This window comes from Corallococcus sp. BB11-1 (assembly GCF_026626625.1).
GTDB lineage: Bacteria > Myxococcota > Myxococcia > Myxococcales > Myxococcaceae > Corallococcus > Corallococcus soli.
Genome location: NZ_JAPNJY010000007.1, coordinates 186372 through 213349, shown reverse-complemented (window position 1 = coordinate 213349; position 26978 = coordinate 186372). Strand labels below are relative to the sequence as shown.

Genomic DNA, 26978 nt, shown 5'->3' with positions numbered 1-26978 from the left:
GGACCTCATCTATGGAAGCCGCGGACCTCGCGGATGCATGCGATACGCGACACCCGCTGGAGCGGTTACGGCCCCGTCGCATTTTAAGGTGTTCCCCCCGCGTCATCCGAGGGCCGTCCGCCGTCCAGTGCCTCACGCAACCGACTGTCTGGAGCAGCTTGGAGCTTGACGCCACCCGGGTCAATCCGGACGCCGAGGCCGTCCAACAAACCTTCCAGGTCAGAGAACGCAGGGACCGACAGTTGGTGGGCCAACAACCTGTCGAAGAGGGGCGCACCCGCGACGGCGTCCACGGCGGCACCGAAGCCCGCGAGCGAGGACGTGGGGCCTCGTGTGGCCAGCAGCTCCAGCACGTCCTCCAGCCGCGCGCGCCCCTGCGTCACGCGTCGCAGCTCCACGTCCAGCCGCAGGGTGAACAGGGCGCCGGCCCAGTAGACGCCCTGCCAGTCGCCTTCGAGCGCGACGACCTCCGCCATGGTGCGCGCGCCCGCGGCGGCCTGGCCTCGGGCGAAGCCGTCCGTCAGCTCCTGCCACGCCTGCCGCGCCGTCTGGCGTCCGGAGCGGGCTCGGGCGATCTCCGTGTAGTAGGTGGCCAGCCCTTCGGTGAGCCACGCCACGCGCGGCATCAGCGTGGGGTGCGCCAGGTGCAGCATTTCATGGACGGCGATCCAATCCCCGGTGAAGGACGCGGCGGTGGTGTCCTGGCCCACGAGGATGGAGATGCTGGGGGGCGAGCTCCACTGGACCATGCCGAAGAGGGCGGGCTCATCCGCGCCGGGCACGGGCACGACGCGCACGGTGATGCGCGGGTGGGGGAACGCCTTGCGCACGGTGCTCACCTCGCGCGCGGCCTGGGCGAGCCACGCGCAGACGTCCGCGTCCGACAGGTGCGTGAAGCGGCCCAGCAGCGCGACCTCCAGCACGGAGGTGTCCACGCGCGCCTCGCACCGCCGGCCGCCGAAGCCATGGAAGCCCGAGTCGACCAGGTCCTCGCCGCGCAGGTGGTAGACGCCCGCGTCGTCCGGGAGCCAGGGCAAAAGCGCGTCCGTGCCCGACACCGTGAACTCCACGCGCAGCTCGGGCGTCACCACGCGGGGGCGCAGGAGGTACGCACGGCCGGCCACGTGCCACGCATCCCCCTCCCCGGCGCCGGAGAAGAAGGAGCGCGCACCGCCGCGCGAGCGGGGCTCCAGCGGATAGTGGTAGCGCAGGAAGCGGGTGCCCGGGGGCACGCGGACCTCGCCGTCGCGCAGGCGCAGCGGGTGGGCGGAGCCACCCTCGCCCAGGGCCCAGACGGTGTCCACGCGCTGCGGCTGTCGGAAGAGGAAGTCGCGCGGGGACGACGGCAGGAGGACGATCTCCACGTCCAGGCCCCGCCCGGGCTCGCGCGTGTACGTGACGTTGTAGCGCAGCGCCGCGGTCTCCCGGCGGGGCAGCGGGGAGCGCGCGGTGGCGCAAGCGCCGAGGCTGAGCGCCAGGAAGAGGAGAAACGCGCGAGGCACCCTCGTCTTCAAGCCATCCACGCGGCACCGCCTTCCGGTGTGTCCGTTCCGGAAGAGAGGACCCCACGGTGTGCCCCGTGGCGTCCAGTCCGTTGTGTCGACACGGCAGGACGAGCGTCGGAAGGTGGGCGCGTCCGCGGCCGACAGGGAGGCACGTTGCGCCAGGGGACGGCTTCCTGGGTGCAGACCGCGAGGGACGCGCGGGCGCAGTTCCTGGGCCGGGGTGCTCAGCCCCCCGGTGACTTCTTCTTCCGTGCGGGCGGAAACGAACGAGCCGTCGCCGCCGCTGCGTTCGCGGGCCGTGCCCCCGCGCTCAGGCTCCGTGCCGTCTTCTTCCGCGCCGGCCGGGAAGGACGTGCCTCTGCTGCGTTCGTGGGCCGTGCCCCCGCGCTCAGGCTCCGTGCCGTCTTCTTCCGTGCCGGCCGGGAAGGACGTGCCTCCGCTGCGTTCGCGGGCCGTGCCCCCGCGCTCAGCGTCCCTGTCGGCGGAGCGGGCGCATCCGATGCGGGCCCGTCCGCGCGACGCCCCCGGTTCCCGCTCGCCGCCCCTGCCTCCTCCACCGGAGCGCCCGCGAGCAGCAACGCGCGGGCCGCGTCGAGGAGCTCCGCCGACACCGCGTGCGAGCCGGTCGCCCGCGCGAGCGTCATCGCACCGAAGCACAGCGCCACCGTGGCCAGCATCTGCTGTCGGGGCGTCGCGCCCTCCCGCGCTGGGAGCTGGCCCTGCGCCGCGTCCACCAGTTCGTCCAGCCCCTGGCTGAACGCGGCCTGGACCTCCGGCGGCGCGCGCGTCAGGTCCGACAGGAGCGACGGCATCATGCAGCTCGTCTGCCCCGTGTCCCGGTTGTAGAGGCTCAGGTAGCGCCGCGCGAAGTGGTCCAGGAACGCCGGGCCCCGCAGCCCCTCCAGCCCCGCGAGCCAGCGCCTCTTGCGCTCCTCCATGAATGCCCGCAGGGTCTCCGCGAGCAGCGACTCCTTGGAGGCGAAGTGGGCGTAGAAGCCGCCCACCGTCAGGCCCGCGGCGCGCATCACGCGCTCCACGCTCGCCCCGCTGAACCCCTCCGCGCGGAACAACTTCTCCGCCGCGGCCAGGATGCGTGTGTGCGTGGCCTGCTTGTGCTCGGCGGTGTAGCGCATCGTCCGCTCCTACTCCTTCGCGCCCGGACCGGGCGGCCGGAAGATCATGCACGTCGTGGTGCCGTGCGCGTAGAGGTTGCCCTGCGCGTCCACCAGCCGCCCCTGCGCCGTCGCCACCCTGCCGCCCAGGTGGATGACCTCCCCCTTGCAGAACAACTGCCCGGAGTCGTGCGCGATGCCCTTCACGTAGTTCACGTGCAGCTCCAGCGTCGTGTACCCCACGCCCACCGGCAGCATCGTGTGGATGGCGCACCCCATCGCGGAGTCCATCAACGTGGCCGCCAGCCCACCGTGCACCATGCCGATGGGGTTGTAGTGGTGCTCCCCCGGCTGCACCCCGAACACCACCCTGCCCTCCTCCACCTCCACGGGGCTGAAGCCCATCAGCTCCGCGATGGGCGGCCCCGGCAGGTCCCCCTTCTGGATGGCGCGCAGGTACTCCAGCCCCGACAGCTTCTTCGCCGCGGAGGCGCCCTCCCGGGGGTCCTTCCACGTCACCGTCCGCGTGCGCGGGTTCACGGCCTGCTCGCTCATCGAAGGCTCCTTCATCGTTGAATGACCATCATCCTTCCATCCGCCGCCTGGACGCCCGGAGGCCGCTGCCTCCAAGCGCCTTGGACTTGAACCCATGGAAGTATGTCCGTAATACCATCCGGTCCGAAGTCGGGCGTCAAGGAGCCTTCCATGGAGCAGCGGCGCGTGGTGGTGACGGGAATGGGGCTCATCAGCCCGTGTGGCACCGGCGTGGAGAAGAGCTGGGAGGGGCTTGTCCACGGCCGGAGCGGCGTGGGGCCCATCACGCTGTTCGACGCGAGCCCGCTCGCCTGCCGGTTCGCCGGCGAGGTGAAGGACTTCAACCCGGAGGACTTCATCGAACGGCGCGAGGTGCGGCGCATGGACCGCTTCGCGCAGTTCGCGGTGGCGGCGGCGGACATGGCCATCGCGGACTCGGGTTTGAAAATCACCCCGGAGAACGCGGAGCGCGTGGCGGCCATCATCGGCTCCGGCATCGGCGGCATCGCCAGCATGGAGGAGACGTACAAGAAGGCGCTGGAGAAGGGGCCGGATCGCATCAGCCCCTTCTTCATCCTCCAGATGATCATCAACATGGCGCCCGGCTACGTCACGCTGCGCCACGGCATCAAGGGCCCCTCCTGGTCCACCAACTCCGCGTGCTCCACCAGCGCCCACGCCATTGGCGAAGCGATGCGCGGCATCCAGCGCGGTGAGTTCGACGCGGCGGTGGCGGGCGGCGCGGAGGCGCCCATCTCCATGCTGGGCGTCGGTGGCTTCGCCGCGATGAAGGCCTTGTCCACGCGCAACGACGCGCCCCAGGCCGCCAGCCGCCCCTTCGACCAGGACCGCGACGGCTTCGTGCTCGCGGAGGGCGCGGGCATCCTCGTCCTGGAGGAGTACGAGTCCGCCCTCGCGCGCGGCGCCCGCATCCTGGCGGAGCTGGTGGGCTACGGCGCCAGCTCCGACGCGAACCACGTCACCGCGCCCGCCCCCGAACACGAGGGCGCCCAGCGCGCCATGAGGGCCGCCCTCAAGGACGCGCGGCTGGCGCCAGGCGACATCGGCTACCTCAACGCGCACGGCACCTCCACGGAGATTGGCGACCTGCTGGAGATGCAGGGCATCGCCCGCGTATTCGGCGACGCGGCCGCCAGGCTCGCCATCTCCTCCACCAAGTCCATGACGGGCCACATGAACGGCGCGGCCGGCGCCGCCGAGGCCGTCATCAGCATCCTGGCCCTCACCCGGGGGGTGCTCCCGCCCACCATCAACCTGGAGCACCAGGACCCGCGCATCCCCCTGGACTGCATCCCCAACGTCGCCCGCGAGCAGCGCGTGGACGCCGTGATGAGCAACTCCTTCGGCTTCGGCGGCACCAACGTCGCCCTCGTCTTCCGCCGCGCCCCGGAGAGCCCCCTCCCTCCTTTGTAAAAACGCATCCGCCGGTTTACTGACTTTTCCCCAGTCCTTGGCGCATCGCGTCGGTAAACGGTTGACAACCCGCGCCACCGGCGACGCCTCCGCACACCGGCGACACCTGAAAGCGCTGTGATTACATGGGATTACGCCGGAATCTGCCCAGGAGGGAGGCAGTCAACCCTTCGCGCGTCGCCTGTGGGACAGCGCTCCCATGGCACCGAAACGTTTATTGCAAATCGGTAAATCGATTTGCAGAGTGGATCCAGAGACCCGGTGCCGGACACGTCCTTTGACGCGGCCCGCCGGTGGCTGGAGCCATGAACAACGACAACGCCCTGAACGCGAACGTGGGCCTGAAGCTTCGAGGCCTCCGGTTGCAGCGCAACATCAAGCAGGCGGACGCGGCCAAGGACCTGGGCGTGTCGCCCGCGTACCTGAACCTCATCGAGAAGGGCAAGCGCGTGATGCCCTTCCCGCTGCTCTGGAAGGCGCTGCGCTACTTCGAGCAGGACCCCGAACAGTTCATGTCCACGCTGGGCGAGGGCCGCGTGGACGAGGCCCTGGCGAAGCTCCTGGACGAGCCGCTGCTCAAGAGCCTGGACATCGACTCGGAGTCGCTCCAGTCGCTGTCCGCCGAACCGAAGCTCGCGGGCACCGTGGCGGCGCTCTTCAACCTCTACAAGAACACGCGCACGCAGTTGGAGAACGTGCTCGCGCAGCTCAACGTGGAGGAGCGCACCCGCACGCAGGGCTCCCCGTCCGGCAACGGCCTGGGCAACACGCCGGGCGTGCGCTTCGACTACTCGCCCTTCGACGAGGTCAGCGACTTCCTGGAGAAGCACCGCAACTACTTCCCGGAGCTGGAGGAGCTGGCGGAGGGGCTGCGCCGCGACTTCCGCCTGGAGCAGCAGATCACCAGCAGCCAGCTCACCCGCATGCTGGAGGAGCGCTTCGACTACCGGGTGATGATTGAACGCGCCACCAGCGGTTCGTCCGTGGTGCGCAGGCTGGACCTGGACGCCCGGACGCTCACGCTGTCGCCGGACCTCACCGAACAGCCCCTGAAGTTCCAGATCGCCGCCTCCATTGGCCTGATGGTGATGGACCGCGAGAAGCTGGTGGAGCGCATCCTGGGCGCCGGGCGCATGCGGCACGGGGAGACGGAGCGGCTCATCAAGGTGAACCTGGCGAACTACTTCGCCGGCGCGCTGATGCTGCCCTACAGCGAGTTCTTCAAGGAGGTGCAGCGCACGCGCTACGACGTGGAGCTGCTCTCCAACGTGTTCGGCACCACCTACGAGACGGTGGCCCACCGCATCTGCAACCTGTCCGACCCCAAGCGCCAGGGCCTGCCCTTCCACTTCCTGCGCGCGGACATCGCCGGCAACATCTCCAAGCGCTACAGCGGCACCGGCATCCGCTTCGCTTCGGGCGGTGGCTCCTGCGCGAAGTGGGCGGTGCACCTGGCGTTCCTGAACCCGTCCCAGATCACGCGCCAGTACTCCATCATGCCGGACGGCACGACCTACTTCTGCTTCGCCAAGGTGCAGCTGCAGCCCATCGAGGGCTCCATCGTGAAGGGCACCGCGTACTCCATCGGCCTGGGCACGCACGCGGAGAACGCGAAGTACCTGGCGTACGGCCTGCCCACCAACGACCTGCGCAAGGACGCCATCCCCAGCGGCATCTCCTGCCGCTTCTGCGAGCGCACGGACTGCAACCAGCGCGCGGCGGCCAGCTACCGCTTCGCCTTCGCCTTCGACGAGTACACCAAGAAGGACTGCTTCTTCTCCCCGCTGCTCGTCCACGAGAAGGAGAAGGCCGAGCGCAACGGCCAGAACGAGTCCGCGGACAACGACGCTGACGGGAGCGAGAAGCAGGATTCGCTGGACAGGGGCCTGCGGCGCCGCAAGCTTCACGAGAACTGACATGCACCCGCCCGACACCGCCGAACGCGCCCACATCACCGACGCCATCCACAAGCAGCAGAACGCGCTCGCCAGCCTGCGCATCACCGGCTCTCCCTCCGAAGTGGGACAGGGCCTGGTGTCGCTGGCGGAGCTGCACGGGATGCTGGAGGACCACGCGGCCAGCCGCGAGCACTACGAGGAGGCCCTGGGCTTCTTCAAGACGGCGGGCAACAAGCCGGGGCAGGCCCAGGCCCTCTTCGGCCTGGGCGTGGTGAAGGCCCACTTCGAGGACCACCGGGGCGCCATCGAGCACATGGCCGTGGCCGCCCTGCTCTTCAACGAGGCGCGCGACCGCGACGGCGAGGCCCTCACCCGCGCCTGCATTGGCGAATCCCTGCGCGCCATGGGCGAAGCCGACGCCGCCGAGGAGAAGTACCAGGAGGCGCTCATCCTCTTCCGCCAGACGCGCAACACGGAGCGCATGGCGCGGCTGCTGCTGGACATTGGCGACCTGCGCATGGCCAAGGGCGAGTACGAGCCCGCGCGCAAGCGCTTCCTGGAAGCCGTGCCGCTCCTGGAGCAGGGAGAGGACCCGGAGGCGCTGGCGCTGGGGCACCTGCTGCTGGGCGAGTCCGAGGGCCTGCTGGGCCACCACGACAACGCGCGGCCCCACCTGCTGCGCGCCGTGGAGGGGTACGGGGAGCTGCACGACCACGTCTACGAGTCCCGCGCCCGGTGGGATTTGGGGCTGTCCTGCTACTACCTCCAGGACTTCGCCGCGGCCCGCGAGCAGTTCGAGGCCGTGCTGCCGCTGTACGAGGATCAGGGGCGCCACGACGACGTGGCCAAGGTGAAGAACGTCCTGGCGCACTTCACCGCGCGCGGCGTGTAGTCACACCGCGCGCGGCTCCTTCGCGTCAGGCGTGGAAGCCCGCGCCCACCGCGAGCGCCAGCAGGCCCAGCACCCCGGCGGCGATGGCGGTGTAGCGCCACTCGCCGCGCAGGCCCAGCAGCGTCCCGGCCATGGCCAGCCGCGCCACCGGCGTCACCAGCAGCATGGACGCCGCGCCCTTGCGCAGCAGGTCGATGGCCACGTGCACGGACTCGTCGCGGGGCAGCAGCTCCAGTGCGAGCGACGCCACGAACATCCCCCCGCTCATCACCGCCCCGGTGCGCAGCACGCGGGCAATCCACCGCTCACCGGCCATGGCGCGCCGCGCCCACCGCCGGGCCCGCGGTGGGGCGTCCGGGTGGTCAAGGGACTCCGCCGGGTGCTGGGCGTCCTCGAGTGGATCCTCCAGCAGTCGGTCCCCTGGCGCTGGCAGGGCCACCACGGCGGACTGCTGCGTGTTGCGCGGTGACGGGACCGCCTCGGGCCCCGTCACCGACGAGAGAACTGCGCGTGCCACGGGATTCGCCTCACTCATCTCCATACGCTCGGCCACAACCCCTCCCCTCCCTTCCACAACATCTGTCCGGCCACCAGGAGCAGCAGCGCCGCGAAGAGCTTCTTCAGCACGGCGGTGGGAACCTTCGGCATCAGGCGGCTGCCCACCGACGCGCCGGCCAGTACGCCCACCACCAGCGGCGCGACGAGGCCCAGGTTCAGGTGGCCGCGCCACGCGTAGGCCGCGACGCTCGCGGCCCCGGTGACGCCCACCATCAGGTTGCTGGTGGCGCTGGCCACCTTGAAGGGCACGCGCATGCCGTAGCTCATGAGCGGCACCTTCAGCGGCCCGCCGCCCACCCCCAGCAGCGCGGACAGGCCCCCCGCGATGAACGAGCCGGAGATGCCCAAGGGATAGTTGGAGGGCACGTAGTTGGCCGTCGTCGCCGGCTCCTGGAGCGGCGTGCGCAACAGCAGCATCTGCAACGACACGAAGAGGGTGAAGAGGCCGAACACCACCGCCACCATCGCCTCCGCGACGAAGGCCGCGACCAGCCCGCCGACGATGGCGCCCATCACCGTGGCGAGCTCCAGCGTGAGCCCCAGCCGCAGGTCGCTCAGCTTGTTCTCCACGTAGCTGGCGGCGGCGGCGCAGGAGTTGGCCACCACGCACATCAGGCTCGCGGGGACGGCCTGCTCCAGGGGGATTCCGAAACCCAACACCAGCACCGGCACCAGGACGATGCCGCCACCGATGCCCAGGAGCGCCCCCAACCCGCCCGCCATCACGCCCGACGCCATGAGAAGGAATACCGTCATTCCTTATCGAGGATAGGGGGCACTCCCCGCTTCGGATAGCGGTAGGTCTTTCAGGGTTACGGGCTTGATTGGCCGGATGCCCTGCACGCGAACATCGCGTGGGACCCACGCCCGGGTCGTGCGTCCACTATGCGGCGGTGGCGCCCAGGGTTCCCTCCGGAAACTCCTCGAAGAAGCGCGCGCGCGTGCGTGGGGTGTAGGTGCCGCGCGCCATGTAGCCGTGGAGCCGTTTGAGCAGCCCGCGCGTCACGTCCAGCGCCGCGTCCACTTCCGCAGTGAAGTCGAATTGATCATTGCGGTACAGCTCCTGGAAGGACAGCTGCGTGTACGCCGGCAGGGCACGCACCCGCCCCAGGGGACTGGAGAGCAGGAGGCCGGAGACATAGAGGCCGCGCACCCAGCCATCCAGCTCCGCCTTGGTGGGGGCCTGGCCCACGCGCTCCTGGGAGGCCAGGCGCACCAATTCGTAGATGCCCCGGCCAATGCCGCGCAGCGGGATGCCCTCGCTCTTCACCACCTGGAACTTCTCGCGCAGGCGCGCCGTGCCCACACCGTCCGTGCCGTCCTGTTCGCGCAGGAAGAAGAGCGTCTGCGCCCACTCCACCTGCCGGCGCGCGTCCCAGGCGCGCTCCCCCTTGCGGCGGTGGCGCAGCACCAGCGCGTCCACCAGCGGATGCAGGCGCCGGTCCAGGGCCATGTGCGTGAAGTAGCCCGCGAGGATGGCCAGCCCCGCCTCGGTGCCCACGAGGGCGCCGGTGGCGACGAGCTCCGCCATCTTCAGGCCCAGGCCCACCGGCGCGCGCTCGTGGTACAGCCGCGCGAGCGGAGGCCAGCCGGCCTCCGGCAGCAGCAGCGACAGGCCGCCCCGCACGCCCGCGCACAGGGGCAGGTCCGGCAGCGCGGCGCCAAAGCGCGCATACGGCAGGTCTTCCGACAACGCGCGCACCCAGTCCGCGGGGAGCCCTTCCGGGTGGGAGGCCAACCGTTCGATGGCCGTCAGATGGAGCAGCAAGGTGGGCATTGGGAAGGCACAGCTATCCAGCGCGCCGGGGCAATGCAATGCCGGAGTGGCAACCAGCGCTTTGCGAGCGACACGGCGCCCGTCTACAGTCGCCCCCTTCGGGGTCACCCTCTCTTCCCTTTTAGTCCAGGAGTCCAAGTCGCCATGCAATTCAGTCTCGTCTCCGGTGACGCCGCGCCGGTGAGCGGTGAGCTGCTCGTCATCCCCCTCTTCGAGGGCGAGCTGGTGGGTGACGCCGTGCCTGCGCCGCTGGCCGCCGCCGACTCGACCCTGGACGGCAAGCTGCGCGCCGCCGCCACCCAGGAGGGCTTCAAGGCGAAGGTGGACCAGTCCTTCCTGCTGCACACGCTGGGGCGGCTGGGCAATGAGCGCGTCCTGCTGCTGGGCCTGGGCAACCGCGCGCGCTTCCAGCCGGAGGTGCTGCGGCTGGCCGCGGGCCGCGCGGCCAAGACGGCGCAGCGGCTGAAGGTCACCAGCATCGGCTTCCGCGTGCCCGCCACGGAGCGCACCGAGGACGTGGTGCGCGCGGTGGTGGAGGGCCTGGAGCTGGGCGTCTACCGCTTCGACAAGTACAAGTCCGCGGCGCGCGAGGACAAGTCGCCCAAGCTGAAGAGCGCCGCGCTGGCGCTGCCGCCGGGCACGCAGAAGTCGCGCGCGCTGGACGACGCGCTCAGCTTGGGCCTGAAGGTGGCGGAGGCCGTCAACTGGGCGCGCGACCTGGTCAACGAGCCCCCCAACGTGGTGACGCCCGTGCGCCTGGCGCAGGCCGCGCAGCAGGCCGCGAAGGAAGCGGGCCTCCAGGCGGAGATTGGCGGGCGCAAGGAGATAGAGCGCCTGAACATGGGCATGTTCCTGGGCGTCACCGTGGGCAGCGCGCAGGAGCCCCGGCTCATCCACCTGGTCTACACGCCGAAGAACGCGAAGGACGCGAAGCGCGCCCCGCTGGCGCTCGTGGGCAAGGCCATCACCTTCGACTCCGGCGGCCTGTCGCTCAAGCCCACCGAGGGCATGGTGGAGATGAAGACGGACATGGCGGGTTCGGCCGCGGTGCTGGCCGCCATGAAGGTCATCGGCGGCGTGGTGAAGCCGCCCTTCCCCGTGCACGCCTTCATCGGCGCGTGCGAGAACATGCCGTCTGGCACCGCGTACAAGCCCGGTGACATCCTCACGGCGCGCTCCGGCAAGACGGTGGAGATCACCAACACGGACGCGGAGGGCCGCCTGGTGCTGGGCGACATGCTCACCTGGGCCGGCGAGCACGAGCCGTCCGCCATCATCGACCTGGCGACGCTCACGGGCGCGTGCATGGTGGCGCTGGGCAACTACATCGTGGGCGCGTTCGGCGACGACGACGCCACGGTGAACAGCGTGCTGGACGCCGCGAAGGCCGCGGGCGAGGAGATGTGGCGCCTGCCCATCAGCGACATGCAGAAGGACGCGCTGCGCTCCGACGTGGCCGACATGAAGAACTCCGGCGAGCGCTGGGGCGGCGCCATCAACGCGGCGCTCTTCCTCAAGGAGTTCGTCGGTGACATTCCGTGGGTGCACCTGGACATCGCCGGCCCGTCCAACAGCCCCAAGGAGCGCGGCTACCTGAACAAGGGCGCCACCGGCTCCGGCGCACGCACGCTGGTGGAGCTGGTGCGGCGGCGGGCCACGGAGATGGCCTCCCAGCCGGAGCCCAAGGCGGAGCCGGCGAAGGCCGCTAGGCGCGCGAAGGCGAAGTCGGCCCGCTAGGCGCACACACGGAAGCGCCGGGCACGCGCGCACGAGGCCCCTCGTGCGCATGCGCCCGGCGACGTGGGTTGTTGCCGGGTTGCAGGGGTTCGAGTGCGCGAGGCTCCTCGCGCGCTCCCCTGCCTAACGCGGATCGCCGGGTTCGGGTTCGGGCGCGCGCGGCGGGGTGCGCACCGCCACGCTCGGCTCGGGCAGCGGACGGACGCCGGCCATCAGCTCGTCCACGCTCCCCGTCACGTCCTCGGAGAGCTCCGTGGGCCAGGTGGCGAGCATCATCAGCACGCGGCCGCCGTTGCCCTCGCGCACGGCCACCTTGCCGCGCACGCCGTCGCCCACCTGGAAGTCGAACCCCACCGCGCTGTCCGACAGCGCGATGGGCTGCGGATCCGTGGTGGTGAAGCCCGGCTGCTGGCGCAGGCCCTGCGTCAGCCGCTCGGCGAACTGGGTGGGCGTGGCCACGCCGGGAGCCACCTGGAGCACCACCTGGGCCCCCGACACGCGGTGGCGCAGGATGACCGGAATGGCGAGCCCCTCCGGGGTGCGCTCATTCGTTTCGTCCAGCTGCCACTCCGCCGTGGGCCGCACGATTTCGAAGCCCAGGTCCTCGTCCACGTAGCGTCGCGTGGTGGACGCCACGCCCGGGTCCCCGGAGACAGTCCCGGAGCCGCCCGTGCCGGGCTCCGCCTTCGCCACCGCCGTCCGGGACGCGCCACATGCCGTGCTCAACAGCAGCACGCCCCACCCCAACATCCGCATCACGCCCATGTCGCTCGTCCCCCTACCGCCACCAGCCGTAGGGACGAACGTGGGCACCCCACCCCGGGCTGACCAGGGGGACATCAGGGTGGGTGTCCGACTCAGGAAAGTCCGCCGGAGGACGCTAGGACAGTCCGCCCTGCAAGGTGCGGTACGTGTTCACCAGCCGCTCCGCCACGTCCGTCGGCAGCGCGTTGCGCGCGGAGAACAGCGCGTAGGACACGAAGGCGTCCAGCGCCTCCAGCGCCATCGCCCGGCCCACCGCCTCGCCGCCGCTGGTGGACACGTTGGCGCGCAGCCGGGCCACGTCCACGCGCCCGTCGGGCCCCACCGTGACGCCCTGGTACGCGTCCTCCAGGCCCGGCGGCGGCGCCTCCACGAAGCCGCGCAAGAGGTCCACGTCGCGGCCCGCCTCGCGCAGCGCGCGGTGCACCAGCGACAGCAGGAGGTTGTAGCGCTCCTCCGCGGACAACAGCTCCCAGGCCATGCCCTCCACCGCGGGCCCCGGGGCCGGCGCGGGCTCCGCGGCCTGGACGGCCAGGTGCCCGCCGCGCACCGACTCCTCCACGCCGCTGTAGAAGGCGTACTGGCTGCCCGCGTACACGGCGCGCAGCGCGCCCAGCGTCGTGCCACCGCCCAGCCGGGCGAACAGGGCCTCCTCGCCGGGCAGCGCGCCCTGGGGCCCCGGCAGCACGCGCATGTCGTCCGGGAAGCGGCGGCGCAGGCGCCCCGTCTCCTCCGCGCGCTTGATGCCGGTGAGCACCAGGTCCCGCGTGCGCTCCGGCAGCTTCACCGCGTCCACCGCCGGGGTCCGGGCCTCCAGGAAGAGGAAGCTGCCCTCCTGCATCTCGAAGAGGTTGAGCACCACCTCGCGCACGACGAAGGTCATCGCGCTGTAGAGGCTGGCCTCGGAGACGGTGCCCTGCGACGTGAGCACCTGGCCGATGCGCCGCGCGGGCGTCACCTGCCCGAGCGCCGCCGTCAGCTGCGCGTCCGACAGCAGGCCCAGCCGCACCATCACCGCGCCCAGGCGCTCCCACTGCTCGCTGGAGGTGGCGAACACCACCTGCCCGTCGCGGAAGGCCACCGCGCGGCGCACGGCGCCGTGCTGCACGATGAGCTGGCCGGTGCGGATGCCGGAGAGGATTTGAGCGAAGACCTCCTCGACCGAGAGCGACCCCAGGCTGCCGGCGAAGAAGCCGGACGCGCCGTGGGACTCCGGGAGGAGCAAGAGGCCCTCGGGCGCGTGGAAGTGCGCCACGAGGGGCCTGCTGGGAGAGACGACGGCGGCGAGCGGCCGCTCCAGTTCGAGCGAAGCCGCCTCACCGCTCACGCGGGGCGTGGCCTTGGGTCTGGGCGCCACCGCATCCCTCCCGGGGGTTACAGGCTACTTCTTCGCGCCAGACAGCTCCGCGTCGATGATGCTCTTGAACTCGTCGAAGGGCTGCGCGCCCGACAGCATGATGCCGTTGATGAAGAACGCCGGCGTGCCGTTGACGCCCACCTTGGAGCCGTCCGCCAGGTCCGCCTTCACCTGCGCGGCCTTCTCACCGGAGTCGAGGCAGGCGTTGAACTTGGCGGTGTCCAGCTTCAGCTCGGTGGCGTGCTTCTTCAGGTCTTCCACGCCCAGCGCCTTCTGGTTGGCGAAGAGCTGGTCGTGCATCTCCCAGAACTTGCCCTGGTCGTTGGCGCACAGCGAGGCCTCCGCGGCCTTCTGCGCCTGCTTGTGGAACTCCAGGGGGAACTGGCGGAACACCACGCGCACCTTGTCGCCGTAGGTCTTCGTCACCTGGTCCACCGCCGCGTTGGCGCGGCTGCAGAAGGGGCACTCGAAGTCGCTGAACTCCACGATGGTGACCGGCGCGCCCTCCGGGCCCTTGGAGGGACCGGTGGCCGCGACCTGCTTGCGCTCCGCGGGGGCGCGCGCGGGCTCCGGCAGCTCGTACTTCACGTTGGCGCCCTGGCGCAGGGACTCGAAGAACTTCTGCGCGGCCTCCTGCTTCTGCTGGCCGGACAGGAAGTCCACGATCTGCGGCTTCATCTGCTCGTAGGTCGCGCCCGGGGGCAGCTGGCCCTTGGCACCCTCGAAGACCTCCTTGATCTTCTCTTCCGGAGGCGCGGGGATCTTGTCGTCGATCTCCGCCTTGAGCAGCTGCTCCTCGGTGAGGTTGCGCTTGGTGGCCTCGTCCTTCACCAGCCGCTCCGTGACGAGCCCTTCCAGGCCGCGCTTGCGCAGCTGGTACTTCTGCTTGTCCAGGTTCGCCAGCGGCTCCTTGATGCGCTCGTTGAGCTCACCGAAGGTGACCTTCTGACCGTTGCCGAAGGTGGCGACCACCGCGTCCGGCGCCGGCTCCAAGGCATTGCCAGCCTGGGCCTGGGCGGCGGGCGCCTGGGTGGTGGCCGGCGCCTTCTCCTTGTTGCAGCCGGCGGTGAGGGATGCCGCGAGGAGGGCGGCCAGGGCGAGGCGAGTAGGACGCATGGACATAAGTCGCCGACTTAATAGAGGTGCCCTGGGCTGGCAAGGAATTGCCAACCCCGCCTTCAGGCGACCAGGGGCTCCAGCTCCAGCGCGCCCGCGAGGCTTGGGCGCCCCGGCTCGCGGGCCTCCACGTCCCGGCGGCGCGCCGTGACGATGTCGAAGCTGGACGGGTCCGCCAACACCTTGCGCACCAGCTTGTGGTTGAGCGCGTGGCCCGTCTTGAACGCCGTCATGTGGCCGATGACGGGACGGCCGAACAGCGACACGTCGCCAATGGCATCCAGGATCTTGTGCCGCACGAACTCGTCCGGGAAGCGCAGGCCGTCCGGGTTGAGGATGGACGCCTCGTCCACGACGACGGCGTTCTCCAGCGAGCCGCCGCGCGCCAGGCCCAGCGTCTTGAGCTTCTCCACGTCGCGCAGGAAGCCGAAGGTGCGCGCGCGGGAGATTTCGCGCGAGAAGCCCCGGTCGTTCACGTCCACGTCGAAGGACTGGCCCTGGATGACCGGGTGCTCGAAGTCGATGGTGCAGCTGATGCGGAAGCGCCGGGCGGGGGTGATGGACGCCTGCTTGTCGCCGTCCGACACCGCCACGCTCTTCTTGATGACCAGGTACTCGCGCGGCGCGTCCAGTTCGTGCGCCCCCGCCTCCATGATGGCGTGCGTGAAGGGCGCGGCGCTGCCGTCCATGATGGGGACTTCGGGTCCGTCCAGCTCCAGGCGCGCGTTGTCGATGCCCAGGCCCGCCAGGGCCGACATCAGGTGCTCCACCGTGCCCACGCGCACGCCGTCGCGGCCCAGGGTGGTGGCCAGCGACGTGTCCACCACGTACTCCGCCAGCGCGGGGATGCTCACCGGGCGCGGCAGGTCCGTGCGCACGAACACGATGCCGTGCCCCGCGGGCGCGGGCTTCATCGTCAACGTCACGGGCGCCCCGGAGTGGAGGCCCACGCCCCGGCAGATGGCCGGCTGGGAGAGGGTGCGCTGGGAGTCGGTGAACTGGAGCATGTCGGTGTCGCCTCTGAGGACTGCTTCGGACTGACGCACACAGGGTACGGGCCCGTCCGACCGTTCAACGGGGTCTGACGCACTGCACACAGGAGCAATCAACATGCCACCCGCCCGTGACCCAAGCGCATCCCCAAGGGGCCGCGAGGGGTGGGCCAACCCCCTGGAACTGCTGGCACTGGCGCCATCCGGGCGCGGGACACCGCAGCCCGGGGCCTCCCCCACCCTCTTGGGAAACACGACACATCCCCCTGCACCGTGACAGCCATGTCCGGAAATCACCCTTCAGACCCCGGCGCGATCCGGCGCACCACGCGCCAACCCGGAGTGTGTGTCACCCAAGCGACAAGGGCGCGTCTCTACCGCAGGCGAGTGCCCGGAAGCAAACGTACGCGCGGGGCTCACGGGGAGTCCGGGACTTGACTGAAAAAAGGACCGGGTGGCGGATCAGCGCGTCGCGGGCGGCAGGAAGCGGTCGCGCAGGGCTTCGGCGTCCGGACGGTCGAAGCCGCGGCCCTGGAGGAGCGAGCGGCGGCTCACGGCGTGGAAGGTGGTCTCCAGCGTCTGGGAGAACCGCCGGAGGTCCTCCGCCAGACGGCTGCGGATGCCGGGGCCCTCCGGGGGCCAGGGCAATTCGACGAGCAGCGAGGTGAAGCGATCGAAGGCGTCGTAGTCCGCGTAGCGCAGCAGCTGGTAGCCGCCGTCGTGGAAGTAGTCGAGGAACGACCTGAGGGCGGCCAGCACGCGCTCCGCGGCGGGCACGTCCTCGGAGCGCAGGTGGCCCTCCGCGGCGCGGCACAGCTGGGCGTAGACCCACAGGTCCTTGCGCAGGCGCAGCGCGCCGTCCTGCGCGCTGGTGAGGTGGGCGAAGGCCTCCTCGCCCAGGGAGCCGTTGGGCGCGAGCGCGTCCACGAGCGCGACCGTCTGCTGACGGAACAGCGTGGTGAAGGCCTCCGCGGCGCGCAGGGCGGCGGCGGGGTCGCGGTCCAGGTCCACCATCACCTCGCGGGCGATGCGCTCCGTCTCCCGCGCCAGGTCGCGCGCGGCCCGGAGCGTGGCGGCCTGGAGGGGCCTGGAGCCGGCCTTGGGGGACAGCTCCGTGTGCAGGTAGCTGGCGACGGCGGCGGCCTCCCCGCGCACCAGCGACAGGAGCACGCGCACGCGGCGCGGCACGGGCGGCTGCGTCTCCGGGTCCACGTGCGTCAGGTAGTGCAGCACGCGGAACAGGCCCAGGAACGCGGTGGTGTACAGGGGCCGCGTGTCCGCGGGCAGCGTGCCCAGCACGTCCAGCAGGCGCACGGAGCGCAGCCGGTCGTACTCCACGCGGAACTCCAGCGGGCGGAAGGGCCGGAAGTAGCGGTTGAGGACGATCTCCCGGAGCGTGAGCTTGCCCACGTCCTGGAAGAGCGACAGGCCGATGAGCGGCAGCTGGAGCAGGTTGTCGAGCAGGTTCTTGAGCGCGTCGAACGCCTCGCGCACGACGAAGAGGCTCTCCGGCGGCGTCTCCTGGTCCAGCTCCTCTTCAATCAGCAGCCGGCGCACGCGGTCGTCCGCGAGCTGGGTCTCCACGTACTTGCGGAAGACCATCTTCGGATCGCTGTCCGGGTCCTGGAGGTGCCGGGCGACGCGCACCGCGCGCTCCATGGCGTCGCGCACGTCCGCCAGCTCCTCGTGGAAGTCGCGCGTGACGAGCGGCCGGGCGCGGGCGTCCACCACCGCGTTGTGGAGGTTGAGGTAGCGCTCCACGGCGCGCAGCCACATCTCGAATTCGAAGAGCAGCTCCTCGCGGCCCTCCACCGGGACGCCGCGCAGCCAGCGCTCGCGTTCGGCGAGGAAGCCCGCGCGCGTGGCCTGCGAGGCGCGCATCAGGTCGCCGTAGAAGTCGCGGGTGCTGGGGATGACCGTGGGCACGGAGGGCGCGGAGGCGTGGCTCATGGCGGCGGGCTCGCGGAAGGAAGGCGTGGGGCTAGAAGAGCGTGCCCTGGGGAGAGCTGGGGGGCGGCGTCTTCTTGAAGTACTGGTAGGTGCGCAGCGTGGCGGTGCGGCCCCGGGGCGTGCGCATGAGGAAGCCCTCCTGCATGAGGAAGGGCTCGTAGACGTCCTCAATCGTGTCGCGCTGTTCGCCCACGCTCGCGGCGATGGTCTCCACGCCCACCGGGCCGCCGCCGAACTTCTCCACGATGGTCAGCAATATCTTGCGGTCCATCGCGTCCAGGCCGCTGGCGTCCACGCCCAGCCGGCTCAGCGAGTCGTGCGCCAGCTCGTAGGTGATGCGGCCGTTGCCCTCCACCTGGGCGAAGTCGCGCAGCCGGCGCAAGAGCCGGTTGGCGATGCGGGGCGTGCCGCGCGAGCGGGTGGAGATCTCCCGGCTGGCGGCGCGGTCCAGGGGCACGCCGAGGATGCGCGCGGAGCGGTCGAGGATCTGCTCCAGGTACTTCGGCTCGTAGTACTCCAGGCGCTCTTGAATCTGGAAGCGGTCGCGCAGGGGCGACGTGAGCAGGCCCGTGCGCGTGGTGGCGCCCACCAGCGTGAAGGGCGGCAGGTCGATCTTCATCGCGCGGGCGGCGGGCCCGGTGTCGATGGTGATGTCCAGCCGGAAGTCCTCCATCGCCGGGTAGAGGTACTCCTCCACGGCGGCGTTGAGGCGGTGGATCTCGTCGATGAAGAGGATGTCCCGCTCGTTGAGGTTGGTGAGCAGGCCCGCCAGGTCCCCCTTGCGCTCCATGGCGGGGCCGCTGGTGACGTGGATGCCCACGCCCAGCTCGTTGGCGATGAGGTGCGCCAGCGACGTCTTGCCCAGGCCGGGCGGCCCGGAGAACAGGCAGTGGTCCAGCGCGTCCCCCCGGCTCTTGGACGCGGCCACGTAGACCTTGAGCTTCTCCACGACGGCGCCCTGGCCTACGTACTCGTCAAAGGAGCGAGGGCGCAGGGAGGCCTCCAGCCGGATGTCTTCCGGCTGAACATCTCCCGAGAGGGTGTCATCGGACTTCCTCGCCATCACCATTCCGACCCTATACAGCGAAGGGGGCGCGTGTCGCTCCCCTTCTGGCGCCGCCAGAGGGGGACGGCATGCCGGCCGGCCAGCCAGGGGGTTGAGTCCCCCTGTCCCACAAGGGAGTCGCGTCCATGAGTCCCAATCCCCCTGCGTTCCGCCCCCTGCCCTTCCTCCCGGAGGCCCACACCGAGCGTTCGCCTGGACACCGATTGCAGAAGCTGCGCCGCGCCGCCATGGAGGCCCGGGAGGCGTTCGTGCGCGAGGGTCCGGTGGCGGCGGTGGCGACGTGCGACCTCATCACGTTCCCCTACCCCACGCTGTTCGCCTTCAGCGGGGCGGCGCTGTCCCCGGCGCCCTACGTGATGATGACCAACCGCATGCAGGTGGTGCAGTTCGCGGAGGCCGGCACGGGCCAGCGCCGGACGCTGCTCTTCAACCCCACCGACTACGAGCGGGGCTACGCGGCGCCCTTCTACCGCGCGCTGCGCGAGCGCTACGGCGCGTTCCTGTCCGACAAGGTGATGTCCACCCGCCACGGCACGGTGCAGGGCCACCTGGAGGCGCTGGGGCTGACGCCCGGGGACGTGGACTACCTGGCCTTCGACCACCTGCACATCCAGGACCTGCGCGGGTGGCTGGGCGGCGCGGGCGCCCCGGCCGTCTTCCCGCGCGCGAAGCTGCTGGTGCAGCGGGCCGAGTGGACGATGGTGAAGCACCTGCACCCCATGCAGAGCGTGTGGTTCGTGCCCGGCGGCACGGAGATCCCGGAGGACCGCGTGGTGCTCCTGGACGGCGACTCCTGGCTGGGCCAGGGCGTGGCGCTGCTGAACACGCCCGGGCACACGCAGGGCAACACGTCCCTGGCGCTGGCCACCGCGAACGAGGTCTTCGTGGTGAGCGAGAACGGCGTGAGCACGGAGAGCTACACGCCCCTGCTGTCGCGCATCGCGGGCGTGCGCCGCTTCGCGGAGCAGATGGGCTGGGAGGTGGTGCTCAACGGCAACACGCGCGAGGACTCGTTGGATCAGTACGCGTCCATGGTGGTGGAGAAGCTCTTCGCGGGCCCCTCCGCCGTGGACGGGGCGTTCGTGAACTTCCACCCCTCGTCGCTGCTCACGGCGCACCTGATGGCCCCCGGCCTGGGCCCCACCGTGGTGCTGCCCGCGCCGAACACGGGCGAGATGCGGCCCACGCCCGCGGTGCGAAGGGCGGCGTGAGCCACCGGGCGCGGCCGGACGCTCAGTCCACCGCGCGGCCGCAGCGGCTCAGCGGGAGGAAGGGCAGCGCCCAGGGCTCCTCGCCCTGGTCCGGGTGGGCGGCGACGAAGAAGACGGCGCCTCCGGAGCGCACGAAGCCCCGGGGATTGGAGCCCAGCCCCCCGGGCGCGATGTCGCGCAGGGCCTGCACGCGGCCCGGCGTGCCGTCCGAATACCAGGCCTCGCGACCCCGCACCGCCGTCGACGCGGAGAGGAAGAGCCAGCCGTCCGTCGCCGCCAGCGCCGTGGGGGTGCTGCCCTGGGGGCCGGGCTCCAGGTCCTGCACCAGCACCGTGCCCCGCGACGTGCCGTCCGTGCTCCACAGCTCGCGGCCATGCACGCCGTCGTCCGCCGCGAAGTACAGCCGCCCGCCCAGCGCCGTCAGCCCCGACGGGAGCGAGCCCTCCGGCCCCGGCCGCACGTCCTTCACCCGGCGGGTGCCCAGGAGCGAGCCGTCGCTCCGCCACAGCTCCGCGCCGAAGAACAGGTCCCCGGGCTCGCCGAAGAAGCCCTCCGCGCCGGCCGTGAAGTACACGGCGCCGCCCAGCGGCGTGAGCTCCGACGGGTAGTCCCCCGGGAAGCGCCGCAGCGGGAAGGTGAAGAGGGGGGAGCCCCACGTCACCCAGAGGTCCGCCTCCCCCAGGCCCGGGTCCACGAGGAAGAAGAGGCGGTCGCGCCCCGCCGGCGTCAGCGCGACGAGCACCGTCTGCGCCGGGCCCCGGAAGTACACCTTCGCGGTGCCGGAGTCCGCCTCCGTCACCCACAGCGTCACGGACGTGTCCCCGTACGCCACCAGCGCCAGCCGCCCATTCCAGTCCGTCAGGTCGTCCAGGAAGAGCGACCTGGGGCCGGGCGCGAACTCCTGCGTGAGCCGCGTGCCCGCCCCGGTGCCGTCGGAGCTCCACAGCTCGCGGCCGTGCACGCCGTCATCCGCGGTGAAGTACAGCCGCCCGCCCACCTGCGTCAGGTTGTCCGGCGCGCTGCCCGCCGCCCCCGGCCGCAGGTCCGCCACCAGCACGGTGCCCTGGGGCGTGCCGTCCGAGCGCCACAGCTCCGGCCCGTGCGCCCCGTCGTCCGCGACGAAGAAGAGGCGCCCACCCACCCGCGTGAGGAAGCGCGGCGTGCTGCCCGCCGCCCCGGGCCGCACGTCCTTCACCCGCCGGGAGGTCCGGTCATCCCCGTCCGTCACCCACAGCTCGCGCCCCGCGGCGCCGTCGTCCGCGGCGTAGAAGAGCCGCGAGCCCACCGCCACCAGCGCCTCCGGACGCGACCCCTCCAGGCCCGGCTGGAGGTCCCCCACCAGGACCGGCGTGCGACCACAGGGCTGGGGGACACCGCCCCCCAGGGCAGCCTCCTCCATCGCCGACGACGTCTCCTCCCACGCCTCCGCCTCCCCCTGAACCTCCCCACCGCACCCCACCCCGAGCCCACCGGAGAGCCACAGCACCAGGACCGTCACGCCACGCCACGCCTCCATCACGCACCTCCTCAGGGGCGAGGCCCTCCGCAGCGGAGCACCGCACCTGCACTGTAATTTGATATTTTTATTGGAATGGGCCAGCGCCCCGGACGCTGGCCTCCCTCTCGGTTGTCGTGAGGTGAGCGTCGTGGATCGCCGGATGACTCCGGGCGGACGCGGGTCACGTCACGCAGGCGACGGGCGCGACTTCTTACGGGAATAGGGCTTGCGCGGATTTTCCCTGGACTTCATGTCCTCGGAGGCACCGCGTCTTGCCCCTGGGGGTGGTGCGGTGTTCAGGGGGTGGAGCGCAGGACCTTGAGGGCGTCGCGGAAGAGCACCTGGAAGGTGGCGTCCGGGCCCAGCCGTTCGCTGGCCACGTCCGCGGCCTTCTCCGCCTGGGGCTGTTTGTAACCCAGGTTGAGGAGGGCGGAGACGAGGTCGGCCTTGGTGCCGGAAGGTGCGACGGGCATGGGGGCGGCGGTGCCGCGCGCCACGGCCTCGGTGTGGATGTTCTTCACCTTGTCCTTGAGCTCCAGGACGAGCCGCTCCGCGGTCTTCTTGCCCACGCCGTGGATCTTCGCGAGCCGGGCCACCTCGCCGCGCGCCAGCGCCGCGATGAGTTCGCCCACCTCCATGCCGGACAGCACGCCCAGGGCCATGCGCGGGCCGATGCGCGACACGCTGTTGAGCAGTTGGAAGAGCTCCTCCTCCTGCACGGAGAGGAAGCCGAACAGGTCGAAGGCGTCCTCGCGCACCACGGTGCGGATGCGCACGTCCACCGGCTGCCCCTCCGGGGGCAGCTTGCCCAGCGAGATGCTGGACAGGTTCACCCGGTAGCCCACGCCCTGCACGTCGATGACGGCGTCCTCGGGGCCCTTCTCCAACACGTTGCCACGCAGACGGGCGATCATCGGGCCTCCGGGCGCTTGTACGCGGACGACAGCCGGTCCGCGAGCACCGACGCGGCGCCCTTGCGCTTGCCGTTCGACGGTGACGGCGCGCGGGGCATGCCCACGCGGAAATGGTTGAGGTGGCACAGCGCGACGGCGAGCGCGTCGCTGGCATCCGCGCGCTCCAACGTCGCTTCATCCACGCCGAGCAGCGTCCGCACCATGCGCGCCACCGCGTCCTTGCCGCCCGCGCCGCTGGCGCCCACGGACTTCTTCACGCTCGCGGGGGCGTACTCGTGCACGGTGAGCCCGGCCTGCGCCGCCGCGAGCAGCGCCACGCCGCGCGCGTGCCCCAGCACCAGGGCGCTGCGCGCGTTGCGGTGCGTGAAGAGCCCCTCCACCGCCACGGCCTCCGGCTGATGGCGCGCGAGCGCGGCGCACAGCGCGGCGTGCAGCTCCTTCAGGCGTTCGGCCAGGGGCGCGCCTTCGGGCACCTTGATGACGCCGTGGCCCAGGTGGACCAGCTTCCCCTTCTTCTCCTCCACCACCCCGAAGCCCATGAAGCGGCTGCCAGGGTCCACGCCGAGTACGCGCACCGGCCCGTTCCTTTCCCACGCGCCCGAAGAGGGGCCTTACGCGGACAGCGACTCCATCAGGGACTCGTCGATTTCGAAGTTCGCGTGCACGTGCTGCACGTCGTCGTTTTCGTCGAGCGCGTCCATCAGCTTCAACATGCGCTTCGCGTTGTCGCCTTCCACCTTCACGGTGTTCTGCGGCACGAAGGTCCACTTCTGTTCGCCCAGGGTCAGGCCCGCGGCCTCCAGCTTCGAGCCCACCGCGTGCAGGTCCGCCGGCGCGGTGCGCACCTCGAAGCCGTCCGGGCCCTGGTCCACGACGTCCTCGGCGCCCGCCTCCAGGGCGTGCTCCATCACCTGGTCCTCGCTGGGCCCGGGCTTCACCACGATGACGCCCTTCTTGTGGAACATCCAGCCCACCGCGCCCTCCGCGCCCATGTTCCCGCCGTGGTTGCCCAGCAGGTTGCGCACGTCGCTGGCGGAGCGGTTCCGGTTGTCGGTGAGGCACTCGATGATGAGCGCGACGCCACCGGGGCCGTAGCCCTCGTACGTCACCTCCTCGTACGACGCGCCCTCCAGCTCGCCGGTGCCCTTCTTGATGGCGCGGTCGATGGAGTCGCGGGGGATGTTCGCCTCGCGCGCCTGGCCCATGGACACGCGCAGCCGGGCGTTGCCGGAGGGGTCACCGCCGCCCAGCCGCGCGGCGACGGTCAGCTCCTTGATGAGCTTGGAGTAGAGCTTGCCCTTGGTCGCACCCATCGCGGCCTTCTGGCGCTTGATCTTCGACCATCGGTTGTGACCGGACATGGCGGCGGCTTCGGCTCACTTCGGCTTGGAAGAAGGAGGGACCCCGGAGGGTCCACGTCCCCGGCCTTGTGCCCCGAGCAGGCCGCCCGAGTCAAACGCTCACGACGCCGTCGGCTCGGGCTCGGAAGCCGGCGCGTCCCCGTCCAGGGGGGCCGGCTCGAACAGGCGCGGCGGACCGGCGGACTCGCGGGCGCGCTCGCGCTCCTCCACGAGGATGGCGGGCACCAGCACGCCCAGCATGAACAGCCGGGTCGCCGCCTCGTAGGCCAGCGCCTCCGGGAAGCGGCACTCCAGCAGCATTGCACGCACGGTGCGCCGGCCGTCGAAGAGGCGCACCACCTGCTCCACGTCCTCCGGCAGCGTGGGCAGCTCGCGCGCCAGCCGGTTGAAGTCCACCGTGAGCCGCGCCGCCAGGGGCAGGCCCCGGACGCGCAGCACCTCGAAGCGCTCCAGGCCCGGCACCACCTGTTCGCACAGGTACGCGCGGTCCATGGAGAAGGTGCCCCGGTGCAGCTCCGGCCCGAACGTCACCGTGTAGCCGCCCGAGCCGAAACACAGCAGGCGCCGGAACGCGAGGCTGCCCCGCTCGCCGTGGAAGGACGCGTCCACCAGCAGGCCGTGGCGGAAGGTGAAGGCGCCCGTGTCCTCGGACAGCGTCACCCGCCCCGAACGCACGCCGGCCAGCAGCGCGCGCACCAGGTGCACCAGCGGCAGCGTCCCGGTGTGCGCGTCGTAGACGTCCTCCTCGCCGCGCCGCCCCGCCTTGAGCCGCGCGAGCACCGCCACGTCCCGGGCGTCCACCGGCTCCACCAGGTACTCGTCCGCGCCCACGCCCGCGGCGAGGTCGCGGTGGAACTCCTCCTGCTGACGCGCCACCAGCAGCACCGGCAGGTGCTCCACCTTCGCGTCCGCGCGGAGCAGGCCACAGAGGCTGAAGCCGTCCCCGTCCGGCAGCTCCGCGTCGATGACCACCAGCCGGGGCAGCGCCTCCGAAGAGGCCAGCCGCGCCAGGGCCTCGCACATCCCCTCCACGCGCACGGGCTCGAAGCCCTCCGCGCGGAGCGCCTCCACCACCGCCGGCCGCGACACCTCCCCCACCAGCAGCACCGAGCCGCCTGTCGCCTCACCCGACAGGTCGAGTGCGGAACGACCTCCCGCGGGCGTGGAGGAGGCGGAGGGAGGCGCGGCGTGCAGGTAGGCAACCATGGATTCCCCATTCTTCCAGGGAACAGTGCCGAATGCACAACCTGCCCTCAAGTCCCTGGATTCGTTGGGTTTTGGCCATCGCGCAACCCACGCTAGGGTGCGCGCCCATGACGCGCCTCGTCCTGCTGCTGACCTTCCTCGTCGTGCCCGCCGTGTCTTCCGCCCAGGACTCCGGGCTCTCGCTCTCCAGTGATGACCCGTTGGGCTCGGTGGTGGCCCCGGTGATGCTGCCGTCGGGCGCCACGGCGCTCTACGCCTATACGGGCGCGCCGGAGATCGGGCTGGGGTTCCGGCAGGGCATTGGCGGCTTCGAGATGGAGGCGCGCGGGCGCTTCGACTGGTTCAAGCTGGGCGCGTCGTTGGAGGTGCTGGGCCGCAAGGAGGTGCTGCGGAGCGGGGCGCTGCAGTTGGCGCCCTCGCTGGGCGTGGGCCTGGTGCTCAATTCGGGCGCCACGTACATGGACGACGACAACTTCTCCGGCGTGCTGGTGCGCATCCTGCCGGGGCTCGTCGCGGGCTACCGGGTGGCGGACACCGTGGCGCTGCTGGGCCTGGTGGACCTGCCCATCGACCTGGGGCTCTCGGGCGACAAGCAGCGGCGCTTCCAGGCGTTGGGCGGCGCGGGCGTGGAGGTGTACCTGGGCAGCGGCCTGTCCCTGCTCGCGGCGGGACAGGTGGGCGTGGAGACGTTCCAGGAGCGCGCCGGCGCGGGGCACACGCGGCTGGGCTTCAACGCGCGCGTGGGCCTGGGCACGCGGTTGTTCTGACGGCGGGGAGGGACCGCCGCGCCTAGAAGTCGGGGAGCGGGGCCTGACGGGGCGTGCCCATCAGTTCCAGCGCGCGCACCGCGACCCGGGTGAGCGTCTGCGCGCAAGGCTCGCAGCCTCCGCCGCAGCAGGAGGGCCAGCGCCCTTCCGGGTCGCGCAGGAGCGGACGCACGCTGGACTGGTAGTAGCTGGGGAGCGCGTTCTCCTCGCTCGCGCGCAGGAGCGCTTCGTCGAGGGGCAGGAGCGTGGCGGCGGGGACGTCGGACACGCCCGTTTCATACCAGTGCCTCGCGGGGCTCGCACGCCCGGGACTGGCAGGGACGCTGTTCGGAGCGATGAGGTCCGCGCGGGGCGCCCGCCAGGGGAGGATGCGGCCTGGAAGCGCCTCAATGGACGCGTCAGAGCAGCGACGTCTGCGCGGGAGCTTCGGGCGCGGGGCCGTTCGCGGGCTGGCAGTGCGCGCACCAGTGCGTGTTGCGGCCACCGATGCGCAGGTGCGACACGGGCGTGGCGCAGCGCGGACAGGGCGCCCCCGTCCTGCCGAAGATGTTGCGTCGGTGGAGCGCCCTGCCCTGCACACCGAACAGGTCCCGCTGCGTGCCGCGCAACCTCAGCCCCTCCTCCAGCACGTCGCGGATGCCCCGGTGCAGCTGAAGGATTTCAGTGGGCGAAAGGGACGAAGCCAGCCGCCGGGGGTCGATGCCCGCCGCCCACATGCTCTCGTCCGCGTCGCGGTTGCCCAACCCTGCGAGCACGCGCTGATTCAAGAGCACCGTCTTCAGCGGACTGCGCCGCCTTCGAAGCTGCTGGGCCAACAGCTCCGGCGTGAAGGTGGCATCCAGCGCCTCCGGCCCCAGCTCCGCCAGTTTCAACTGGGAGGCCAGCAGCTGGGTCGGCCCCAGCGCCACGCGCGCGTACCCCAGCGTGTCGGTGAGCTGCAGCTCCTCGTTGCCCTCCAGCGTGAGGACGACGAGCGTCGCTGGTGGCCGTTCGCTGCCCGCGGGCCTGAGCGCCAGCTCTCCCCACAGCATGAAGTGCAGCACCAGGGTCTGCCCGTCGTCCAGTTCGAGCAGCATGAACTTGGCGCGGCGCTCCGCGGAGAGCACCCGCCTGCCGCGCAGGTTCTGGATGAAGTCCTCCGGCGACGCGAAGCGCACCGCCGAGGGCACCAGCACCTGCGCGTCCACGAAGCGCCGGCCGACCACGGCCTGCTTCAAATCGCGGACGATGATTTCGACCTCAGGGACTTCGGCCACGCGCGACTCCTCCCCCACGCGTCATCAACGTAGGAAGGAATCCACGTAACGTCATGGGTAGTCCTGCGCTCCCAG

At 71.2% G+C, this 26978-nt stretch carries 25 protein-coding genes; 6 read left to right on the top strand and 19 right to left on the bottom strand.

The window, feature by feature from the left end; genetic code table 11:
• Positions 1 to 83: 83 nt before the first annotated feature.
• From OV207_RS07840 to OV207_RS07830, 3 genes are all read right to left on the bottom strand, one after another.
• Entirely contained in the window at positions 84 to 1502 is a 1419-nt protein-coding gene (locus tag OV207_RS07840) for a hypothetical protein (RefSeq protein ID WP_267553891.1), read from the bottom strand.
• Positions 1503 to 1729: 227 nt separating this feature from the next.
• Positions 1730 to 2638, bottom strand: a complete 909-nt coding sequence (locus OV207_RS07835; RefSeq protein ID WP_267553889.1) for a TetR family transcriptional regulator — start codon at positions 2636 to 2638, stop codon at positions 1730 to 1732.
• Positions 2639 to 2647: 9 nt separating this feature from the next.
• Positions 2648 to 3172 (bottom strand): PaaI family thioesterase, encoded by a 525-nt coding sequence (locus OV207_RS07830; protein ID WP_267553888.1) that lies wholly within the window; start codon positions 3170 to 3172, stop codon positions 2648 to 2650.
• A gap of 150 nt (positions 3173 to 3322) precedes the next feature.
• On the opposite strand from OV207_RS07830, the gene fabF reads away from it, so the two are divergent.
• The 3 genes from fabF (at position 3323) to OV207_RS07815 (ending at position 7375) form a co-directional block, all read left to right on the top strand.
• Complete coding sequence (gene fabF / locus OV207_RS07825) at positions 3323 to 4585, top strand: beta-ketoacyl-ACP synthase II (protein WP_267553887.1); 1263 nt, start codon at positions 3323 to 3325, stop codon at positions 4583 to 4585.
• Positions 4586 to 4890: 305 nt separating this feature from the next.
• Positions 4891 to 6501, top strand: coding sequence for a helix-turn-helix domain-containing protein (locus tag OV207_RS07820; protein ID WP_267553885.1), 1611 nt, complete (start codon positions 4891 to 4893; stop codon positions 6499 to 6501).
• 1 nt (position 6502) lies between these two features.
• Positions 6503 to 7375, top strand: coding sequence for a tetratricopeptide repeat protein (locus tag OV207_RS07815; protein WP_193348093.1), 873 nt, complete (start codon positions 6503 to 6505; stop codon positions 7373 to 7375).
• A 25-nt stretch (positions 7376 to 7400) separates the two neighbouring features.
• Here the strand turns inward: OV207_RS07815 and OV207_RS07810 are convergent, their stop codons facing one another.
• From OV207_RS07810 to OV207_RS07800, 3 genes are all read right to left on the bottom strand, one after another.
• Positions 7401 to 7787 carry a hypothetical protein gene (locus OV207_RS07810; RefSeq protein WP_420715193.1) on the bottom strand — a complete coding sequence of 129 codons (387 nt, stop codon included), beginning with the start codon at positions 7785 to 7787 and terminating at the stop codon, positions 7401 to 7403.
• A gap of 119 nt (positions 7788 to 7906) precedes the next feature.
• The gene (locus OV207_RS07805) at positions 7907 to 8689 is read right to left on the bottom strand and encodes a sulfite exporter TauE/SafE family protein (RefSeq protein ID WP_193348092.1); all 783 of its coding nucleotides are present in this window, start codon (positions 8687 to 8689) and stop codon (positions 7907 to 7909) included.
• Between the two features lie 127 nt (positions 8690 to 8816).
• Positions 8817 to 9710 carry a hypothetical protein gene (locus tag OV207_RS07800; protein WP_193348091.1) on the bottom strand — a complete coding sequence of 298 codons (894 nt, stop codon included), beginning with the start codon at positions 9708 to 9710 and terminating at the stop codon, positions 8817 to 8819.
• Between the two features lie 144 nt (positions 9711 to 9854).
• On the opposite strand from OV207_RS07800, the gene OV207_RS07795 reads away from it, so the two are divergent.
• The gene (locus OV207_RS07795; RefSeq protein WP_267553881.1) at positions 9855 to 11447 is read left to right on the top strand and encodes a leucyl aminopeptidase; all 1593 of its coding nucleotides are present in this window, start codon (positions 9855 to 9857) and stop codon (positions 11445 to 11447) included.
• A gap of 123 nt (positions 11448 to 11570) precedes the next feature.
• Here OV207_RS07795 and OV207_RS07790 read toward each other — a convergent pair whose 3' ends face one another.
• The 6 genes from OV207_RS07790 to ruvB all read right to left on the bottom strand — a co-directional run bounded on the left by OV207_RS07790 (position 11571) and on the right by ruvB (position 18693).
• Positions 11571 to 12212, bottom strand: a complete 642-nt coding sequence (locus OV207_RS07790; protein ID WP_267553880.1) for a hypothetical protein — start codon at positions 12210 to 12212, stop codon at positions 11571 to 11573.
• A gap of 115 nt (positions 12213 to 12327) precedes the next feature.
• The gene (locus tag OV207_RS07785) at positions 12328 to 13566 is read right to left on the bottom strand and encodes a DUF4388 domain-containing protein (RefSeq protein ID WP_267553879.1); all 1239 of its coding nucleotides are present in this window, start codon (positions 13564 to 13566) and stop codon (positions 12328 to 12330) included.
• 24 nt (positions 13567 to 13590) lie between these two features.
• Entirely contained in the window at positions 13591 to 14688 is a 1098-nt protein-coding gene (locus tag OV207_RS07780; RefSeq protein ID WP_193348087.1) for a thioredoxin domain-containing protein, read from the bottom strand.
• Between the two features lie 56 nt (positions 14689 to 14744).
• On the bottom strand, positions 14745 to 15689 hold the full coding sequence (gene lpxC, locus OV207_RS07775) for a UDP-3-O-acyl-N-acetylglucosamine deacetylase (protein ID WP_267553877.1): 945 nt from the start codon (positions 15687 to 15689) through the stop codon (positions 14745 to 14747).
• 447 nt (positions 15690 to 16136) lie between these two features.
• The gene (locus tag OV207_RS07770; protein WP_193348085.1) at positions 16137 to 17624 is read right to left on the bottom strand and encodes a hypothetical protein; all 1488 of its coding nucleotides are present in this window, start codon (positions 17622 to 17624) and stop codon (positions 16137 to 16139) included.
• A 31-nt stretch (positions 17625 to 17655) separates the two neighbouring features.
• Positions 17656 to 18693 carry a Holliday junction branch migration DNA helicase RuvB gene (gene ruvB, locus OV207_RS07765; protein ID WP_193348084.1) on the bottom strand — a complete coding sequence of 346 codons (1038 nt, stop codon included), beginning with the start codon at positions 18691 to 18693 and terminating at the stop codon, positions 17656 to 17658.
• A gap of 122 nt (positions 18694 to 18815) precedes the next feature.
• On the opposite strand from ruvB, the gene OV207_RS07760 reads away from it, so the two are divergent.
• Positions 18816 to 19901, top strand: a complete 1086-nt coding sequence (locus OV207_RS07760; protein ID WP_267553874.1) for a hypothetical protein — start codon at positions 18816 to 18818, stop codon at positions 19899 to 19901.
• Positions 19902 to 19923: 22 nt separating this feature from the next.
• Here the strand turns inward: OV207_RS07760 and OV207_RS07755 are convergent, their stop codons facing one another.
• The 5 genes from OV207_RS07755 to OV207_RS07735 form a co-directional block, all read right to left on the bottom strand.
• Positions 19924 to 21417, bottom strand: a complete 1494-nt coding sequence (locus OV207_RS07755; RefSeq protein ID WP_267553873.1) for an ELWxxDGT repeat protein — start codon at positions 21415 to 21417, stop codon at positions 19924 to 19926.
• Positions 21418 to 21695: 278 nt separating this feature from the next.
• A complete protein-coding gene (gene ruvA, locus OV207_RS07750; RefSeq protein WP_267553871.1) occupies positions 21696 to 22313 on the bottom strand; it encodes a Holliday junction branch migration protein RuvA in 618 nt (205 codons plus the stop codon).
• Positions 22310 to 22888, bottom strand: coding sequence for a crossover junction endodeoxyribonuclease RuvC (gene ruvC, locus OV207_RS07745; protein WP_267553869.1), 579 nt, complete (start codon positions 22886 to 22888; stop codon positions 22310 to 22312). Before ruvC ends, ruvA begins: the two co-directional genes overlap by 4 nt.
• A gap of 36 nt (positions 22889 to 22924) precedes the next feature.
• Complete coding sequence (locus tag OV207_RS07740) at positions 22925 to 23674, bottom strand: YebC/PmpR family DNA-binding transcriptional regulator (RefSeq protein WP_267553867.1); 750 nt, start codon at positions 23672 to 23674, stop codon at positions 22925 to 22927.
• 99 nt (positions 23675 to 23773) lie between these two features.
• A complete protein-coding gene (locus tag OV207_RS07735) occupies positions 23774 to 24880 on the bottom strand; it encodes a response regulator (protein ID WP_267553865.1) in 1107 nt (368 codons plus the stop codon).
• A gap of 107 nt (positions 24881 to 24987) precedes the next feature.
• Between OV207_RS07735 and OV207_RS07730 the strand changes: the two genes are divergently transcribed.
• On the top strand, positions 24988 to 25647 hold the full coding sequence (locus tag OV207_RS07730) for a hypothetical protein (protein ID WP_267553863.1): 660 nt from the start codon (positions 24988 to 24990) through the stop codon (positions 25645 to 25647).
• A 22-nt stretch (positions 25648 to 25669) separates the two neighbouring features.
• Here OV207_RS07730 and OV207_RS07725 read toward each other — a convergent pair whose 3' ends face one another.
• Both OV207_RS07725 and mutM read right to left on the bottom strand, forming a co-directional pair.
• Positions 25670 to 25915: a hypothetical protein gene (locus OV207_RS07725; protein ID WP_193348077.1), complete on the bottom strand. Its 246-nt coding sequence runs from the start codon at positions 25913 to 25915 to the stop codon at positions 25670 to 25672.
• A gap of 130 nt (positions 25916 to 26045) precedes the next feature.
• Positions 26046 to 26903, bottom strand: a complete 858-nt coding sequence (gene mutM, locus OV207_RS07720) for a DNA-formamidopyrimidine glycosylase (RefSeq protein ID WP_267553861.1) — start codon at positions 26901 to 26903, stop codon at positions 26046 to 26048.
• Positions 26904 to 26978: the final 75 nt, after the last annotated feature.